18 protein-coding genes are annotated in these 17640 nt (G+C 68.5%); 10 read left to right on the plus strand and 8 right to left on the minus strand.

Translation table 11 applies throughout. From position 1 onward, the window contains the following. Nucleotides 1–91 precede the first annotated feature (91 nt). Complete coding sequence (locus AC5W7N_RS07175; protein ID WP_495923423.1) at nucleotides 92–1420, plus strand: MFS transporter; 1329 nt, start codon at nucleotides 92–94, stop codon at nucleotides 1418–1420. Then, on the plus strand, nucleotides 1417–2628 hold the full coding sequence (locus AC5W7N_RS07180) for a cytochrome P450 (RefSeq protein WP_495923424.1): 1212 nt from the start codon (nucleotides 1417–1419) through the stop codon (nucleotides 2626–2628). Before AC5W7N_RS07175 ends, AC5W7N_RS07180 begins: the two co-directional genes overlap by 4 nt. On the opposite strand, the gene AC5W7N_RS07185 is transcribed toward AC5W7N_RS07180, so the two are convergent. After that, on the minus strand, nucleotides 2618–2962 hold the full coding sequence (locus AC5W7N_RS07185) for an ArsR/SmtB family transcription factor (protein ID WP_194990540.1): 345 nt from the start codon (nucleotides 2960–2962) through the stop codon (nucleotides 2618–2620). The genes AC5W7N_RS07180 and AC5W7N_RS07185 overlap by 11 nt on opposite strands. A 32-nt stretch (nucleotides 2963–2994) precedes the next feature. Continuing rightward, a complete protein-coding gene (locus AC5W7N_RS07190; protein WP_495923425.1) occupies nucleotides 2995–3699 on the minus strand; it encodes a sigma factor-like helix-turn-helix DNA-binding protein in 705 nt (234 codons plus the stop codon). A gap of 12 nt (nucleotides 3700–3711) precedes the next feature. On the opposite strand from AC5W7N_RS07190, the gene AC5W7N_RS07195 reads away from it, so the two are divergent. Further along, the gene (locus AC5W7N_RS07195; protein WP_163810381.1) at nucleotides 3712–3969 is read left to right on the plus strand and encodes an SRPBCC family protein; all 258 of its coding nucleotides are present in this window, start codon (nucleotides 3712–3714) and stop codon (nucleotides 3967–3969) included. A 17-nt stretch (nucleotides 3970–3986) separates the two neighbouring features. Here AC5W7N_RS07195 and AC5W7N_RS07200 read toward each other — a convergent pair whose 3' ends face one another. Beyond that, nucleotides 3987–6044: a prolyl oligopeptidase family serine peptidase gene (locus tag AC5W7N_RS07200; protein ID WP_495923426.1), complete on the minus strand. Its 2058-nt coding sequence runs from the start codon at nucleotides 6042–6044 to the stop codon at nucleotides 3987–3989. Between the two features lie 107 nt (nucleotides 6045–6151). Here AC5W7N_RS07200 and AC5W7N_RS07205 point away from each other — a divergent pair, with 107 nt between their 5' ends. Continuing rightward, the gene (locus AC5W7N_RS07205) at nucleotides 6152–7126 is read left to right on the plus strand and encodes a dipeptidase (protein WP_495923427.1); all 975 of its coding nucleotides are present in this window, start codon (nucleotides 6152–6154) and stop codon (nucleotides 7124–7126) included. Between the two features lie 95 nt (nucleotides 7127–7221). Here the strand turns inward: AC5W7N_RS07205 and AC5W7N_RS07210 are convergent, their stop codons facing one another. Then, nucleotides 7222–8280: an NADP-dependent oxidoreductase gene (locus tag AC5W7N_RS07210; RefSeq protein ID WP_495923428.1), complete on the minus strand. Its 1059-nt coding sequence runs from the start codon at nucleotides 8278–8280 to the stop codon at nucleotides 7222–7224. 216 nt (nucleotides 8281–8496) lie between these two features. After that, complete coding sequence (locus AC5W7N_RS07215; RefSeq protein ID WP_495923429.1) at nucleotides 8497–9570, minus strand: helix-turn-helix domain-containing protein; 1074 nt, start codon at nucleotides 9568–9570, stop codon at nucleotides 8497–8499. A 294-nt stretch (nucleotides 9571–9864) separates the two neighbouring features. Between AC5W7N_RS07215 and lpdA the strand changes: the two genes are divergently transcribed. The 4 genes from lpdA (at nucleotide 9865) to AC5W7N_RS07235 (ending at nucleotide 13881) form a co-directional block, all read left to right on the plus strand. After that, nucleotides 9865–11268 carry a dihydrolipoyl dehydrogenase gene (lpdA, locus tag AC5W7N_RS07220; RefSeq protein WP_163810373.1) on the plus strand — a complete coding sequence of 468 codons (1404 nt, stop codon included), beginning with the start codon at nucleotides 9865–9867 and terminating at the stop codon, nucleotides 11266–11268. A 206-nt stretch (nucleotides 11269–11474) separates the two neighbouring features. Further along, nucleotides 11475–12314, plus strand: coding sequence for a patatin-like phospholipase family protein (locus AC5W7N_RS07225; RefSeq protein ID WP_195006833.1), 840 nt, complete (start codon nucleotides 11475–11477; stop codon nucleotides 12312–12314). Nucleotides 12315–12324: 10 nt separating this feature from the next. Further along, a complete protein-coding gene (locus AC5W7N_RS07230; protein ID WP_495923430.1) occupies nucleotides 12325–13029 on the plus strand; it encodes a polysaccharide deacetylase family protein in 705 nt (234 codons plus the stop codon). Between the two features lie 300 nt (nucleotides 13030–13329). Next, the gene (locus AC5W7N_RS07235; RefSeq protein WP_495923431.1) at nucleotides 13330–13881 is read left to right on the plus strand and encodes a carboxymuconolactone decarboxylase family protein; all 552 of its coding nucleotides are present in this window, start codon (nucleotides 13330–13332) and stop codon (nucleotides 13879–13881) included. Nucleotides 13882–13955: 74 nt separating this feature from the next. Here AC5W7N_RS07235 and AC5W7N_RS07240 read toward each other — a convergent pair whose 3' ends face one another. Together AC5W7N_RS07240 and AC5W7N_RS07245 are read right to left on the minus strand one after the other, a co-directional pair. After that, nucleotides 13956–14180 carry a hypothetical protein gene (locus AC5W7N_RS07240; RefSeq protein WP_495923432.1) on the minus strand — a complete coding sequence of 75 codons (225 nt, stop codon included), beginning with the start codon at nucleotides 14178–14180 and terminating at the stop codon, nucleotides 13956–13958. A 218-nt stretch (nucleotides 14181–14398) separates the two neighbouring features. Continuing rightward, the gene (locus AC5W7N_RS07245; RefSeq protein ID WP_495923433.1) at nucleotides 14399–15169 is read right to left on the minus strand and encodes a TetR/AcrR family transcriptional regulator C-terminal domain-containing protein; all 771 of its coding nucleotides are present in this window, start codon (nucleotides 15167–15169) and stop codon (nucleotides 14399–14401) included. Nucleotides 15170–15273: 104 nt separating this feature from the next. Between AC5W7N_RS07245 and AC5W7N_RS07250 the strand changes: the two genes are divergently transcribed. Together AC5W7N_RS07250 and AC5W7N_RS07255 are read left to right on the plus strand one after the other, a co-directional pair. Continuing rightward, nucleotides 15274–15651 carry a VOC family protein gene (locus tag AC5W7N_RS07250; protein WP_163810360.1) on the plus strand — a complete coding sequence of 126 codons (378 nt, stop codon included), beginning with the start codon at nucleotides 15274–15276 and terminating at the stop codon, nucleotides 15649–15651. A gap of 202 nt (nucleotides 15652–15853) precedes the next feature. Next, nucleotides 15854–16789 (plus strand): nuclease-related domain-containing protein, encoded by a 936-nt coding sequence (locus AC5W7N_RS07255; protein WP_495923434.1) that lies wholly within the window; start codon nucleotides 15854–15856, stop codon nucleotides 16787–16789. Nucleotides 16790–16947: 158 nt separating this feature from the next. Here AC5W7N_RS07255 and AC5W7N_RS07260 read toward each other — a convergent pair whose 3' ends face one another. Continuing rightward, nucleotides 16948–17637: a GntR family transcriptional regulator gene (locus AC5W7N_RS07260; protein ID WP_495923435.1), complete on the minus strand. Its 690-nt coding sequence runs from the start codon at nucleotides 17635–17637 to the stop codon at nucleotides 16948–16950. Nucleotides 17638–17640 lie beyond the last annotated feature (3 nt).

Raw genomic sequence — 17640 nt, forward strand, 5'->3', positions numbered from 1 at the left:
TAGAAGGATCGTAGCTACTAGCATCATAGTACCTATCGGCCGGGTAGTCGCCGACTCCGCAGCCAGTCCATCCACCGCCCCAGGGGTATTCATGTCGACAGTCACCACCGAAACCGAAGTACCGAGCGCGACACCGAGCCGGGCGACGCTGCCCGTGGTGCTCGCCGCTCAGTTCGTCACACCGATGGCGATCGCGGGCACCGCGATCGCACTGCCACTCATCTCCGAAGATCTGGGCTCGAATCCCACTGCGCTGCAATGGGTTGTCAACGGATTCAATATCGCGTTCGCGCTCACCACGCTGCTGTGGGGAGCGGTCAGCGACCGGATCGGGCATCGCCGCACCTTCGGTCTCGGTGCCGCGCTGGTGGTCGCGGGCAGCGTCGGCAGCGTCGCCGCGCCGAATCTGCTGGTGCTCGACCTGGCCCGGGTGCTCGCCGGTGTCGGAGCCGCGGCCATCCTCACCGGTTCCACCGCCCTGCTGTCCGCCGCATACGAGGGCCCGGCCCGGACCAAGGCCTTCGCCGTCTTCGGCACGGTGAACGGCCTCGGCCTCGCCCTCGGCCCGACCATCTCCGGCCTGCTGATCTCACTGCTGGACTGGCGCGGTGTGTTCGTGGTGCACGCGTTGATCCTGGCCGCCGCCGGAATCGGCACGCGGCTGCTGCCCGCGGCGAAACCCGCTGCCGCCGACCACGGTCCGATCCTCGATCTCGGCCTGCTGCGCAATCGGGAGTTCCTGGCGATGTGCCTGGTGCCGGTGGCCGGTTCGATCGGTTTCGTCACCCTGCTCACCTATCTGCCCTCGGCCCTGAGCGGTATCACCGACCTGTCGGCCGGCACCTCCGGGCTGCTCATGCTGGCGATGACCATCCCGGTCTTCGTCGCCCCGGTGGCCGTCGGGCAGCTGATCACCCGCTTCCCGGCGCTGACCATCGGCAAGGTCGTCTACCTCAGCCTCGGCGCGCTGATCCTCGGCAACGCCGGTGTGCTCACGCTGTCCCAGGACCGCTCGGTCGCGTGGATCATCGTCCCGATGGTGCTGCTCGGCCTCGGCTTCGGTCTGCCGATCGGCCTGGTCGACGGACACGCGTTGTCGGTGGTTCCCGCCGAACGCGGTGGTACCGCGGCCGGGCTACTGAACTTCTTCCGCATCGGCAGCGAGGCGGTCTTCGTGGCCGGCTACGCCATCGTGCTGGCCGCGGTCGTCGGCACCCAGCTCAGCGGAGCGGCCGCCCATGACACCGCGGCGGGACAGTTCGGCCACCCCGACGTCTACCGGACGGCCTTCACCACCACAGTCGGCGTTCTCATCGCCCTGCTCGTCGTGCTCACCCTCCTCATCGTCGCGGTGCGCGGTCGTGCACGAACCACCGAGAACCGGGAATTCGGTTCCAGCCCAGAAGGAGTCACCTCATGACCCACGCACTCGACGCGGTCCGGGTCGATCTCGACGGTCTCGCCGGTATCGCCCCGCCCACCATGATCGAACCGTTGCCCGAGCGTTCGCGCGGAGGACTACCGCAGGTCACGCTGCCCAGCGGGCATACCGCCGCGCACCTCACCTCCTATCGCGACGTGCACGCGGTGCTGACCGATGTCAGCTTCGCGCGGGCGGAAACCAATGTGGACGACGGTCCCACCTTCCTGCCGACGATCATGCCCACCGAGATGTTGCTCAATCTGGACCATCCCGGCCACGGGCGGCTCAAGGGCTTCGTGGCCTCGGCCTACAGTGCGGCCACCATGGCCCGGCGGGTGCCTGCCGTGCACCGGGTGCTCGACGATGCGCTCGCCGAGCTGCGGGCCCAGCGTGAACGCGGTTCGGCCGACCTCGTGGGTGCGCTGCTCGATCCAGTGACCATCGGCGTCAATGTGGACTACCTCGGCATCCCCACCGCCGATATCGCCCACTTCCGGCATCTGTCGCGGGAGATGCAGCTGGCCCACGACACCGATGTGGACAAGCTGCTCGCCGATTTCTGGACGCTCTACCACTACATCGAGGACCTGGTGGCGCGGCGCCGCGACCTGCGGCCCGGCCTGATCCTCGACCTGCTCGCCGCACGCGATTCGGTATCGCCGCCGGTTACCGATGCCGAATACGCGGCGATTCTGCTCGGCTCGGTGGTCGGCGGGGATCAGAACATCCTGTCGGTGATCACCAAGATCGCCTATGTGGCGCTGGCCCGACCGGAGTTGTGGCGGTACCTGGTGGATCATCCCGACGACATCCCCACTGCCGTGGAGGAGTTCCTGCGACTGCTTCCGCTCGGTCGGATCTCGACGTTTCCCCGGGTGAGCACGCGCGAGATCCAGCTCGGCGCAGGCGTGCTGTACCCCGGTGAGATCGTCTACGCCGACGCGCATGCCGCCAACCGTGACCCGGATGTGTATCCCGATCCGGCAGTGATCGATCCCGCACGTAATGGCAAGCGCCACCTACAGTTCGGCTACGGTATGCATCACTGCATGGGTGCGGCGATGGCGCGGATGGAGATCACCGAAGTGCTGCGCCGCCTGGTCGCCGAACTGCCCACCCTGGAACTCGCGGTGCCGGAGAACACCATTCAGTGGGAAACCGGGGTGCTCGTGCACCGGCCGGTCTCCCTGCCCGTCACCTGGTAGCCGGCGCGGCCGGATGACGACGCCGGTCGGCGGCGAGAATCGCCTCGAGCAGCCCGGGGAACACCCGCTCCATATCGTCGCGCCGCAACTTCGTCATCCGGCCGTTGCCCACATCCCGCTGCCAGATCAACCCGGCCTTGCGCAGCACCCGGAAATGGTGGGTCCGCGTCGACGGCGCCCACGGCATCCCGAACACACTGCAGAACTGCTCGGTCCCCTCCGGCTCGGCATACAACTGCGCGATCACGCTGCGCCGATTGTCATCCGCGAGCGCGGCCAGCACCGTGGACAGATCGAACTCCTCGAGATCAGGATGCCCATCCGCATCGGCCACGATCCACTCCTTCGATGGGTGCCATAGCTATGTCAGCCATAGTACCTTTGGTCGTGGGTGCCGGATGCCCGCTCGTCGCCGAAAAATGCCGGGTCCAGGCGGCTCAGGCGTTCACGGTCGGCGAAAATGTCCAGCTCGGCGATCGTGCCTCCGGCGACGGTGAAGGCCAGTACGGCGAGCGGCTGACCGTGACTCGCCGCGACCAGACCGGCAGCACCGTTGACGAGTGCCGGGCGGGCGTTCTCCGCGCGCGACGCGAACGCGATTGCCTGCTCGGCGATTTCCGATGCGCCTCGGAGGTGCCTGACCACACCGCCGCCGGTTTCGGCATGCACGGCGACATCGGGGTCCAGAGTCGCGACAAGGGCGTCCAGGTCACCGGCTCTCGCCGCGGCGAGGAAGGCGTCGACCACCCGACGCTGTCGACCGAGGTCGGGATCGGGCATCGGTGCGGCCCGGACTCGTCGACGGGCACGACTGGCAAGCTGCCTCGCCGCCGCCTCGGTTCGGCCGACGATCGGGGCGATCTCGTCGAACGGCATCTGGAACATGTCGTGTAGCACGAACGCGACCCGCTCGGCCGGCGCGAGCGTATCGAGGACGATGAGCATCGCGAGCCCCACCGCATCCGCGAGCACCGCCTCCTGCTCCGGGTCTACGCCCGCCCGGGTGATGACCGGTTCGGGTAGGCGCTGGTCGAATGGCTCCTCTCGGCGCGAGGTCCGGGTGCGCAGCATGTCCAAGCAGATATGGCCGACCACAGTGGTCAGCCATCCACCTTCTGGGCCGCGCATGGGGTCGACGGTGCGATCCGCCCGGCCGCGACGATTACCGTCGAGCCGCGCGGTGACCACGGCTGCCGGGTGACCTTCACCCTCGACTTCGACGGCCGCGGGGCGGCCACCGCCCTGGTGCCAATGGTTCGGCGCGTGGCGGCCAAGGGCGCACCGGCCAGCCATCAGCGGTTGAAAGAACTGCTCGAGCGTGGTGAAGGCCCCTCGGCGTAGGCCAAGGCGTCGAACTCCTACCCCCGCTTCTCCACCAGCATCTGGGTGAAGAATTCGTAGATCAGCGCCGCTTGGAACGCGGATTGTTTGTTGTCGGCGGCGCCGCCGTGTCCGCCTTCGATGTTTTCGTGGTACCAGACCTGGTGGCCCAGTTGTTCGAGTAGCGCCGCCATTTTGCGGGCGTGGCCGGGGTGGACGCGGTCGTCGCGGGTGGAGGTGGTGAGCAGGATGGGTGGGTACTGCTTGTCGGCGCGGACGTTCTGGTAGGGGGAGTACTTGCTGATGTACTCCCATTCCTCGGGGTTGTCGGGGTCGCCGTATTCGGCCATCCAGGAGGCGCCGGCCAGCAGGCGGTGGTAGCGCTTCATGTCCAGCAGCGGGACCTGGCAGACGATGCCGCCGAACAGTTCCGGGTAGCGGGTGAGCATGACGCCCATGAGCAGGCCGCCGTTCGAGCCGCCGACGGCGCCGAGCTGTTCAGGGGTGGTGATGCCGCGGGCCACCAGGTCGCGGGCGATGGACGAGAAGTCCTCGTACACCTTGTGCCGGTTGGCTTTCTGCACCGAGGTGTGCCATTCGGGGCCGTATTCGCCGCCGCCGCGGATATTGGTCATCACCCAGGTGCCGCCGCGTTCGAGCCAGCCCATGCCGGAGGCGCCGCTGTAGGCGGGGGTGCGGGATACCTCGAAGCCGCCGTACCCGGACATCACCGTCGGCTGTGGCGAGTCCTTGTGGTCACGGTGGCGGATGACGAAGTACGGCACCATGGTTCCGTCATCGGAGCGGGCGAAGAATTGTTCGGTCTCGATGCCGTCGGTGTCGAAGAAGCCGGGTTCCTGTTTGAGGCGGGTGGTCTCGCCGCCGACGGAACCGGCGAGCAGCGTGGCGGGGGTGGTGAATCCGCTTGTGGTGAGCATGTATTCGTCACCACCCTCGAGCGGGTCGAGGTTCAGCACGCCGGTGGTCGACATCGGCGGAGTGTCGGCGAGCGGTTCGCGGCGCCAGCCGTCCGCGCCGGGAGTGAGGACGTACAGCTTGGTCTGCACATCCTCGAGTGTGACCAGCAGTAGATGGTTCTCGGTCCAGCCGTAGCCGTGCAAGGCGGTGTGGGCGTCGGGTTCGAAGAGCACGTCGAAATCGCGTCCACCGGAAAGGAAATCGTCGAAGTTCGTGACGAGCAGCGCGCCGGCGGGGTAGGTGGTCGACCCGACCTCCCATGGCGATTTCAACCGCACCAGCAACCAATCCTTGTACCAGGATTCACTGGCATCCAGCGGTGTCTCCAGTTGACGCCAGGTGCCGTCGGCCTCGAGCAGGTACACCTCTTCGTTGAAGAAGTCGATGGCGCGCCCGATGTAGTGACGCTCGTAGCCGGGCGTCCGGTCGTAGCCTGCGGACACCGCCACATCGGCGGCCTCGCCCTCGAACACCGTCTCCGCCGCCGCGAGCGGGGTGCCGCGACGCCAGCGCTTGGCGATGCGCGGATACCCGGAATCGGTGAGCGAACCGGGCTCGAAATCGGTGCCGACGTACACCGCGTCGATGTCGATCCAGCTGATCTGCGATTTCGCCTCGGGCAGGAAGAACCCGCCATCCTCCGGAGCGATGAACTTCCTGGTCTCCAGATCGAATTCGCGTACCACCTTCGCGTCGGCGCCGCCGCGGGAGAGCGAGATGAGCGCGCGGCTCTGCGAAGGTCGCAGCACGCCCGCACCGCCCCACACCCAGTTCTCGTCCTCCTCGGCGGCGACGGCGTCGAGGTCGATCAGCACATCCCAGTCCGGGTTGTCGGTGGCGTACTCGTCGAAGGTGGTGCGCCGCCACAGTCCGCGCGGATGTTCGGCGTCGCGCCAGTAGTTGTACAGCCACTGCCCGCGACGGCCCGGGTAGGCGATCTTGGTGTCGGTGTCGAGCATGTCCAGGATGCGGCGCTGCAACTCGGTGAACCGGTCGGCGGAGGCGAAGCGCTCGACCACGACGTCGTTATGCGAGCGGGCGAAGTCGAGGGCGGCCTCGCCGGTCACCTCTTCGAGCCAGAGATACGGATCAGTCACTTCCTCGTCAACGCCGCTCATCCTCACATTGTTGCCCAGCGGTGACGACCGCCACGCGGCTACCCTCGGCCGCCGTCGGCGAGACATAGGATGAGCTGCTCGGATACTGAACTATCCAGGAGGTTGCCGTGCCGCCGTTTCTGTGGGAGCAGCACAGCTGCCTGCCGCTGCTACCGACCGCCGACGTCAGCGAGCTGGCGCGCTACCCGCTGGGGTCGTACCTGTCGGTGAACGTCGGCTATTCGCCGCAGTCGAGCGCCGACACCCTCGCCCTACTGCACAAATTTCGCGCCGACGCCCACGCCGACGGGCGGTTCCGGCTGGTCACGAAGGTTTCCGAGATCGGCGACCCGAACACCATCGCGCTCGCCTTCGACCTCGAGGACGCGGCCCCGCTCGACGGCGACCTGGACAACGTCGCCCGCTTCCGCGATCTGGGCGTCCGCTCGCTGCTGCCCACCTACAACCACGCGAACGCCGCAGGCTGCGGCTGCCTCGATGCCGAGGACACCGGGCTCACCGGCTACGGCCGCGACCTGGTTCGCGCGTTGAACGAGGCGGGCGTGTTCGTCGACGGTGCGCACTGCTCCCGCCGCACCGGCTTGGACCTGGCCGAACTCACCGAGGCCCCGATGATCTACAGCCACGCCAACTTCGACGCGGTCTGGGAGCATCCGCGCAATATCACTGACGATCAGGCCAGGGCCTGCGCGGCCACCGGCGGCGTGATCGGGATCAACGGCGTCGGCATCTTCCTCGGCCGCAATGGCGAGCACGAACGTGCCGAACGGGTGCTGGCGATGGCCGACCACATCGAATACGGCGCGGAACTGGTCGGCATCGACCACATCGGCATCGGTTCCGACTACTCGTTCGACGCCGAGGACTTCAACCACGAGATCCGCACCAATCCCGGCGCCTTCTCCGATGCGTACACCAAGTGGGGCCCTTTGCAGTGGACCCCACCCGAAGACCTGCTCGGCCTCGCCGAGGTGCCAGGACTGGACAACGTGCTCGCCGAGCGCGGATTCAGCGAAGCCGACCGAGCCGCGGTGTTCGGCGGGAACTTCCGCCGCGTCGCTGAGCAGGTCTGGGTCGACTGACGGTCGACGCATCGACCACGCTCGCCGGCGGCGCTGCGGGCGGCCAGGGGCGGGGCGATGACGAGCCCCGTCCCTGACGGCGAGCAGTCCGCGTCTCATCCGAGGCGGACCAGCATCTTGCCCGAGTTCGCGCCGGTGAGGACACCGAGGAAGGCGGCGGGGGCCTGGTCGAGACCTTCGTACACGGTGTGCCGGGTGCGCAGGGTGCCGTCGGCGAGCCATCCGGCGGCCTTGGCGATGTATTCGCCGAAGATCGGGAAGTAGCTGTTCACCAGCATGCCGCGCAGGGTGATTTCCCTGGTGGCGGCCAGGAACAGGTCCGGTCCCCGCTGGGTGGAGTCGCCGTTGTAGCCGCTGATGGCGCCGACCAGGGCGATCCGGCCGTGCGGACGCATCGCTTCGACGGCGACGCGGAGGTGTTCGCCGCCGACGCTGTCGAGGTAGACGTCGATGCCCTCGGGCGCGGCCTGCGCCAATTGGCCGGCGAGGTCGCCGGCGCGGTGGTCGATGGCGGCGTCGAAGCCGAATTCCGTTGTCAGCAATTCGGTTTTGGCCGGGCCACCCGCCGAACCGATCACCCGGCTCGCGCCGAGCTCGCGCGCGATCTGCCCGGCCACGCTGCCGACCGCTCCCGCCGCCGCCGAGATGAACACCGTGTCGCCCGGGCGGACCGGGGCCACGTCGGTCAGCGCCGCGTAGGCGGTGAGGCCGGTGGTGCCGAGGGCGCCGAGATAGTGGTGTGGTTCGGCGAGGGACGGGTCGATGACGGTGGCGGTGTCGCCGTCGATCACCGCGTGCTCGCGCCAGCCCGCGAAGTGGGTGACGGTGGCGCCCAGGGGAATTCCGGTGAACCGGGACGCGATCACCTCACCCAGCGCCGACCCCTCCAGCGCCGCACCCACCTGGAACGGCGGAATGTAGGAAGGCTTGTCGTCCATCCGGCCGCGCATGTACGGGTCGACCGACATCCAGGTGTTGCGGACCAGGATCTGGCCGTCGGCGAGGTCGGGGATCGGCGTGGTGACGAGATCGAAGTCGGCCGCGGTCGGCGCACCGGAAGGGCGTGCGGCCAAACGGATCTCGCGGGTGGTGCTGGGGGCGGGCGAGTGAGCTTGCTCGTTGGCCGCAATCTGCTGTCCGGTGGTGATCTGCATCGTTGTGCCTCTCTCGCTTCGCGGACTGTCCGTCCGGATACGACGAAGGTATGGCGGTTCCGGGACGCATCCCAGGTCCGCGCATGCCACGAACCGGTCCGGACGCGCCGCCCGCCGACGAAGCCAGTCGCAGCCCAGCCGCAGTGGGACTCGTCGCCGCCGGCCCCGTCGGCAGCCGACTGGTCGGGCTCCGGTGCCGGCTGCGCGGGCTGAATCTCAGCGGCGCCGAACAGTTCCTGGCGAGGCTCCGCTCCAGCGCCGAAACGCTTTGCGCAGTGCGCGATCGTCGGTGAAGCCGAGGCGGGCAGCCACGGTGGCGGTCGTCGATCCGGCGCTCAGGAGCTCCTCGGCGCGGCGATATCGCACCCGATCGAGCTCATGACGCCAGGTGGTGCCGTGGTCGGCGAGACGTCGTTGCAGGCTGCGGGGGCTCATCGCCACCCGGGCCGCGACCTCCGCGAGGGTCGGAGCGCCCGCGTCGATGGCAGCGGCGAGGGCGGTACGGAATTCGTCCAGCGGTCCCGCGACCGGACGCGCGGCGGCGAGCACCAGATCCGCGTGACTGCGCAGCAGCTCCGCGAGAGCGGGATCGGCGCGGACCAGCGGGGCGAGGGCGTCGGCTTCGGCGAAGGTGATGGTGTCGGCGGGCGCGTCGAACTCGATGCGGCTGGTGCCGAACGCTTCGGTGAGCATCCGGTGCTCGCGCGGAGCCGGATGGCTGAAGGTGATCCGGGCCGGGACGACGTTCCTGCCGAGACCTTCGCGGGCCCGCCGCAGGTAGTAGCCGAGCACGTACTCGTTGACGACCGAGGCCACCGCCGGATCGCCCGCCCCGGTGCGGTAGCCGATGGTCAGCTCACCAGCATGGTGCAGATCGAAACCTTCGGTCGCGGCGGTGACGAGCTGGTGGTACGGCTGGGCCGCAGTGAGCGAATCGGCGAGAGTCGCGCCAGTGGTGATCAGATAGTCCCAGGTGCTGAGCCGGCCCAGCGGTGCGTCCTCGACGACGGCGAGCCCGGCACCCGGCCCGGCGCTCGCGAGCAGCTCCCACAGCTGGATCAGCGAGCGCATCGGTACCCGGTCGAGTTCGCCGCGCAGTGCGTCGTCCGAGGTGCCATGAATCGTCGCGAGGCGTTCGGGGGCGATGCCTGCCCGCAGCGCGGTGTCGCGGACCAGGCGGATCAGCTGGGTGGAGGCGGTTCCGCCCAGCGTGTCGGCGGCCGCCGCGCCCCGGTGCACTCGTGCGTCGACGTGGTCCGCCTCGGCGCTCCGGGCGACATACGAGCCCACTCGCTCGTCTGACCGGCCGAGGCGCCCGGTATCCGGCGAAGTGCTGAACCGATCCGATCGGCCCGGTTCGGCGCGGGCGGTGCTCGCGGCCCGCGGTCTCGTTCGCGCCCGCGATTCGGCCCCGCCGGACATCGTCGCGGCACTGAGACCGGCACTGCCGTATCGCCCGGTAACCACGGGACCACCGTAACCACCCGCGACAGCTGGAATAACTACTCACGAGTAGCCCCGGACTCCTCACCATTGCGGGGGATAGGCGAGTGAACTTCCAGCAACAGCGTTAGGCTCGAAGCCGTGACTTCCCACTACGATGTCGTCGTTCTCGGTGCTGGTCCCGGCGGTTACGTCGCCGCGATTCGTGCCGCTCAACTCGGCCTGCGAACAGCGATTGTCGAGCAGAAATACTGGGGTGGCGTGTGCCTGAACGTGGGCTGCATCCCATCCAAGGCGCTGCTGCGCAACGCGGAGCTGGCTCATATCTTCACCAAGGAAGCGAAGACCTTCGGTATCTCCGGTGAGGCGTCCTTCGATTTCGGTGCGGCGTTCGACCGCAGCCGCAAGGTCGCCGACGGCCGGGTCAAGGGCGTCCACTTCCTGATGAAGAAGAACAAGATCACCGAATACGACGGTCTCGGTACCTTCACCGACCCGAACACCCTCTCGGTGGCGTTGAGCAACGGCGGCACCGACACCGTCACCTTCGACAACGTGATCATCGCGACGGGCACCGTCACCAAGCTGCTGCCCGGCACCTCGCTGAGCGCCAACGTCGTCACCTACGAGGAGCAGATCCTCACCCGCGACCTGCCCGGATCCATCCTGATCGTCGGCGCGGGCGCGATCGGCATGGAGTTCGGCTACGTGCTGAAGAACTACGGGGTCGACGTGCGCATCGTCGAGTTCCTCGACCGCGCGCTGCCCAATGAGGACGCCGACGTCTCCAAGGAGATCACCAAGGCGTACAAGAAGCTCGGCATCACCATCACCACCGGTGCGGCCGTGCAGTCCATCGAGGACGACGGCTCCAAGGTCACCGTCAGCATCAAGGACAACAAGTCCGGCTCGGTGGAGACCGTCACCGTCGACAAGGTGTTGCAGGCCGTCGGCTTCGCGCCGCGGGTGGAGGGCTACGGCCTGGAGAACACCGGCGTCGCGCTCACCGATCGCGGCGCCATCGCCATCGACGACTACATGCGCACCAATGTGCCGCACATCTACGCCATCGGCGACGTCACCGCCAAGCTGCAGCTTGCGCATGTCGCGGAGGCGCAGGGTGTGGTCGCGGCCGAGACCATCGGCGGTGCGGAGACCATGCCCCTCGGCGATTACCGGATGATGCCGCGCGCCACCTTCTGTCAGCCGCAGGTCGCCAGCTTCGGTCTCACCGAACAGCAGGCCCGCGACGAGGGCTACGACGTGAAGGTCGCGACCTTCCCGTTCACCGCCAACGGCAAGGCGCACGGCCTCGGCGATCCCACCGGTTTCGTCAAGCTCATCTCCGACACCACGCACGGTGAACTGCTCGGCGGCCACCTCATCGGCCCCGACGTCTCCGAGTTGCTGCCGGAGCTGACCCTGGCCCAGAAGTGGGACCTCACGGTCAACGAGCTCGCCCGCAACGTGCACACCCACCCGACGTTGAGTGAGGCCCTGCAAGAAGCCATCCACGGCCTCGCGGGACACATGATCAACTTCTGATCGCGAACCGATCGGTCCCTGCCGACCCGGCGCCGGTGCCACCCGCACCGCGCCGGGTCGCTTGCGTTCATGGGCCTGAAAAATGCGCTGCGGCTCACCGCGCGGTCGTCGGTCGATGCGTCGGTGCTGCCGACCTCATTCGGTGATCGCCCGGCGGCGGTGAAAGTTCCACAGCGGATCACGCGCGTGTTCGTTAGCCTGCCTACATGTCTGATGTGGCGGCGGAACAGGACCGGATCGCGCTGGTGCTCGGCGGGGGCGGGCCGGTAGGGATCTGCTGGCTGGTCGGTCTCGGGGTCGGGTTGCGGGAGGCGGGAATCGATCTGACGCGAGCGGATCGGTTTGTCGGGACCTCCGCGGGCGCTGTGGTCGGCTCGGTGCTGGCGGGCGACGGCGAGCTGTCGCGGCTGATGGCCGCCGAACGGTCGGATTCGGCTCCCGTGCAATACGATTCGACGGTCATGATGGAGATTACCGGCCTCATCGGCCGGCGGGGGCAGGATCCGCAGCAGATGCGCAGGCGGATCGGCGAGCTGGCTCTGGCCGCCAGGACCGGTGAGCCGGCCGAGCATATCGAGCGGATCGGCGCGCTGGTCGGCTTCGCGGACTGGCCGGATGCGGACCTGGTGATCACCGCCATCGACGCGGGCACCGGTGAACTGCGGCCGTGGACCCGCGACGACGTCGCCACTCTCCCGCAAGCGCTGGCCGCCAGCACGGCCGTGCCCGGTGTCTTCCCGCCCATCCCGATCGACGGCAGCCACTACTACGACGGTGGCTACCGCTCCAGCATCAACGCCGATCTGGCCGCCGGGGCCGACGTCGTGGTGATCATGGAGCCATTGGCACACGTGTATCCGCGCAGCCGCGCCGACCGCGAGCACGGCTGCGGACGGGAGATCTCGATCGTGCCCGACGCAGGCGCCATCGAAGCGTTCGGAGTGGACCTGTTCAGCACCGCCGCGCTGCAACCCGCGTACGAGGCCGGGGTACGCCAGGCCGCCGAGGCGGCCGCACGACTGAAAGAAGTGTGGCCGAACCGATGACGGGCCGACGATGAAGCGCCGGGTCTTGATCGGCGCGGCGGTGACGTTGGTGGTGGTCGTTGTGCTGGCCGTCGGCGGCTACTCCTTGATGAACTCGCGGACCTTCCAGTTGGCCGGCCGGATCGTCGATCGAGTCGACACCGACGAGAAGGTGGTCGCACTGACGCTGGACGACGGACCGACCACCAAAACTCCCGAGGTACTGAAGGTGCTGGCCGAGGCCGAGGTGCCCGCCACGTTCTACCTCAACGGGCGTGATCTGGCCGCGCACCCGGAGTTCGGCGCGGCGATCGCGGCGGCCGGTCACGAGATCGGCAACCACACCTACAACCACCGGCGCATGGTGTTCGTGACGCCCGGCACCGTCGCCGACGAGGTGGGCCGTACCGACACCGAGATCCGCAGGACCGGATACCAGGGCCCGATCACCTTCCGCCCGCCCTACGGCAAAAAGCTGTGGACGCTGCCGAAGTATCTCTCCGACCACGACACGACCACGGTGATGTGGGATGTGGAGCCCGACTCCGGGAGCGCGCCGAGCGCCGAGCGGATCGTCGAGCAGACCGTGGCCGAGGTGCGGCCCGGCTCGATCATCCTGCTGCACGTCATGTTCGGGAACCGGGCGAATTCCCTGGCGGCGATCCCGGGCATCGTTGCCGCGTTGAAGGCGGACGGGTACCGGTTCGTCGTCGTTTCGGACCTGCTCGGGCGATAGCAGGCCCTTGTCCGCAGGGCAGGTCCGGCTCTGCATGTCGGGGCCGGACCCGGAGCCGAGGAGGGCCCGATCGTCTCGGCAGCTCGGCAGCTCGGCAGCTCGGCAGCTCGGCAGCTCGGCAGCTCGGCAGCTCGGAAACTCGGGAACTCGGTGGGCGCGGGCTGTCGCGCACCGCGGACGCTGGTGGGTGGTCTCCGGGGCCCCACCCGCAGCCGAGGCGCGGGTAGGCTCGGGCAGGGCCTGCGCGTCCGGTCGTCGCACGGCCGGGTGCACCGAGTTTCGTGAAAGAGGCGAGCGCAGATGGTTTCGACGTCGCAACCACGTGTGTCCCCGGGGCGATTGCGTCAGCTGGGACCGATCAATTGGGTGGTCTGGCAGGTGCTCTCGCGGGCCGCGGGTACCGCGGACGCACATCTGTTCAGCACCCTCGGCCGTACCGGCGGATTGTTCCGCGGCTGGCTGCACTACTCCGGCAAGCTCATGCCCGGCGGCAAGCTGACCAGGCACGAATCCGAACTCGTCATCCTGCGGGTCGCGCATCTGCGCTCCTGCGACTACGAGATGGACCATCACATCAAGCTCGGCAAGCGCGCCGGCGTCACCCCCGAGATCCTGGACCGGGTGCGCACCGGCCCGGACGCCCCCGGCTGGTCCGAAAAGCATCGGGCCCTGCTCACCGCCGTCGACCAATTGGTCACCACCCGTGACATCGACGACGCCGCCTGGGAGCAGCTGGCGACTTACTACGACGACCGCCACCTCATCGAAATCGTCCTGCTGACAAACCAGTACGAGGGTCTGGCCTCGACGATCACCGCGCTGCGCATTCAACGCGACGAGATGAGGCACTAGCACCGACCGGGACGCGGCGTCTGCTGTGCGAGCGTCACGGGCATCGAACCGTGGCTGTTCGCCGAGCGGTGACGTCAGCACGCGGGCTGGAACGGATAGCACGGGGGCGGCGGCGGTTTCGCAGCCGTCGGCGGCGCGGGAACGGGCACCGGCGGCGGCTGCCGTTCGGCATCGACTCCGCTCGACCCGACAGTGCTCACCACCAGCGCGATCAGCCCAGCGATCAGGCCGAAGAACACACACATGATGCCGATGCCCAAGATGCTGTCGATATCGGTGTCGCGTTCGGTGGCGGCCACGGGCCGGGTGCCGTACGGGGAGCCGAAGCTCCGCGATGATCGCCTGACGCGGTAGTGGTGATAACGCGGTGATCGGTATCTGCGTCCTGACGGGCGACGGTCATGGGCGCGGACCGGACGCCCGTTCCTGATATGAGCACGTACGTCGGGCATATTCACATTGTCGCAGCCGGTGCGCGCAATGTGCACCGATCTTGCTGTGGCACAAGGCTTGTCGATCAGTTGCCGGCGCGGCCGATCAATCTTTCCAGTCCGTCGAGCACCCGGGCGAGCCCGAACTCGTAGGCGTGATCGGCGCTGTAGGCGGCATCGTGGGCCGCGCCTGCGGCGGCGCCTACGCGGGTGGCGAGCGGGTATCGGTCTGGGGAGATGAGGGATTCGAGCAGCGGCGCGGCGCGTTCCCACCATTCGGTGTCGGACATCGAGGTGTCGGCGGCGGCGCCGGCGGTGTCGTTCGCGATGCGCGCGACGGAGGTGACGAAGCCGAGCAGGTAGGTCAGGGCGGCGTCCATCTGGACGTCGTCGAGGCCGAGGCCGTCGAAGGCGCGCAATTCGTGGTCGTATTTGGCGGTTTGGCCCGGGCCGAGCGGCGGGCGGGTGGTCGGGATGTAGGCCACCCATGGGTGCTCGGTCAGCATCGCGCGGTTCTCCGCGGCGACGGTCGCGACCCGTTCGCGCCACGGCAGGCCGGTGAGGTCGGCGCGCGGCATGGCGAGGTAGACGGCGTCGAGCATGAGATCGATCAGCTCGGCCTTGCCGGGGACGTAGGTGTAGGTCGCCATCGGGGTGAGCCCGAGGTGGGCGGCCACCGCGCGCATCGTCACGGCGCCGATGCCCTCGGCATCGGCGATCTCGATGGCCGCGGCGACCACCTCGTCGACACTGCTGCGCTGCTTGGGCCCGCGCCCGGACGAACTGGGCACCCGCCACAGCAACTCGAGGGTCCGTACGGGGTCTCCCGCGCTACTGCGTTCCTTCGGCCCGGCCATCCCACCTCCATAGAGTGATTCACATCACAATGCGGCGCATCGGAAATTTCTCTACAAAGTATAGCGTACTTAGTAAAGAGAACCGCCATCAGAAGGAGCCCGGTATGCGCATCACCGAATCCGCCATCTCGCTCAATGTCGCCGACCCGCAGGCCTCGGCGAAGTTCGTCACCGATCATCTCGGGTTCACCGAGAAGATGTCGGCCGACGGGTTCGTCTCGCTCGCCCGGGACGACGCGGGCATGAGCCTCATCTACCTGCGCACCGGCCTGAAGAGCTTCAAGCCGGCCAGTGCCGCGGGCAGCGCGGGCGACGGGCTGCTCGTGGTGTTCGTCGTCGACGACATCGATACCGAATACGCGCGCCTGCGATCCGAAGGCGTCCCGATCGTCACACCGATCGAAACCGAGGAATGGGGCGAACGCTACTTCCAGATGGCCGACCCCAACGGCATTCTCTACCAGCTGGTCCAGTGGGTTTGACCGAATGGCACCCGGCCGCGGTGAACTGCGGGTACACCGCGCGCCGAGGTGCCGCCCCGCGCCCGTCGTCGCCATTCGGGTGGATTTCCCTCGTGCGGGGCGTCATCATCTAGCGGAACGGCTCGGGCGGCGGCCCTGCGTGTGCGTGGCCCGGCGCCGGGAGCGAAGGCTGGATCGGGACGCACGTCAGGGGTAGTGCACGATGCTGGTGAAGATCGAGTCGGACGCGGAACTGTCCGCGCCCGAACGGGAATTCGTCGAATGCCTGCGCAGGCTCCCGACCACCGGTCTGGCCCTCATCGATCTACAGGTGGGCCCCGAACGCGGAAAACGCCAGGTCGACGCCGTCGTCTGGACGCCACGCGGGGTCACCGTGCTGGAGGCGCGCGGGTTCCGGCGCAGGCAGAGCGGGATTCTCGAGGTGGGCGGCGGCGGGCCGTGGACCATCAGCTCCCAGCCCGCCGACCTCGAACAACCCGAGGGCGTCAGCGTTTCCGACCAACTCGAGCACGCGGTGCACGAGGTGAAGGCGGCGCTGGAGCGTTCGCTGCAAGACCCAGGCCATCTCTGCGGCGCCGTTGTGCTGTTGCCGTGGCGTGGGGCAGTGGTCCGGCCCGCCCGCACCACCCTGCGCCCCGGCTTGGACGTGGTGGTCGCCAATGCCGCCGACACCACCGAATTCCGGATCTACCTGGAGAATTTCGCCGCAGGCCCGCGCGCCTGGACCGCCGATCGCGTGCTGGCCGCGGCCTCGGCGCTCATCCGATCCTGCGGCAGCGACATCCAGCTGACCCGCGATGATCTGCTCGCCGAAGGGTTCGACGCCGCCGCGCCGAAACCGAAACCGGTACCCGCCCGCCCCGCGCCGAGCCGCGAACCGAAACCCGAGAACAGCGGCAGGCAGACCGCCGCGGCGTGGGTGGTGTTCACCGCGGGCGTGCTCGGCACGCTCGTGGTGCTCGGCGTGATCGTGCGGGCCGTGCTCACCGACGGACCCGACGTCGAACCGACCGCCACCACGACGACCGGTGCCACCGCCACGCCGCAGAGCCGGGCTACGGTTCCCGCGGTGCCTGCAGGCGGCATCGCATCGCCGCGAGAGCCAGTGGCCTGCTGGCCGTTTCAGCCCGGTTGCTGACTACCGCAGGCCGGTACTGCGCGGCCGTGACCGTGAGGGATACGCAGTGCGCCACGCTGTCGCGCACGCACCGACCTGTACCTGCCCGTGCCGACACGAGCGTTGACTCTCGATCCGCACGACCTGTATCGGTGCGGCCCGACGCGAGCACCGCCCGGTCAGTCCCGCACGACCTGCGCCAGCTTGGTCAGACGCAGCGCCGCCTTCGCCCGCGCGATCACATGCGACCGCGACGAATCGATATGCGTGGTCAGCGTTTCCAGCGCGGCGGCGGGATCGCCCGCCAGTAGCTGTTCGGCGATGGTGATGTGCTCGGCCGTCATGGTGGCGATGCGGTCAGGGGTTGGCATATCCATGGTCCGCACCGGACGCACCCGCACCTGCACCGAGGCCAGGGCGTCGGCGAGCGCCGCATTGCCCGCCGAACGCAGCAGCACGATGTGAAAATGGTCGTCGGCGGCGATGAGCGCCGGCCCGGGTTCGGGCGGTTGTGCTGCCAGCCGACGCCAGTGCTCGAGTTCGGCGCGGACCAGCTCGAGGTCGTGCGTCGGTTCGCCGAGCGCGCGCTGGATTCCCCTGGATTCCAGCACATTACGCAGTTCGTAGAGCTGGTCGAGTTCGTCCAGGCGCGGCCGGAACGGGTACAGCCCGTCGGCGCGGCGCTCCACCAGTCCATCGGCGAGCAGCCGGGCGAGCGCCTCGCGCACGGGTGTGCGCGACACCCCGTAACTATCTGCGAGCCGTTCCTCGCCCAGCCGCTCGGTCGAGGCCAGCGCGCCGGCCGCCAGATCGCGGCGCACCGCCTCGTACACCTGCGCGCTCAGCGGGATCCGCCCCCGTCGCGTCACGGC

The organism is Nocardia sp. CDC519, from assembly GCF_059509835.1.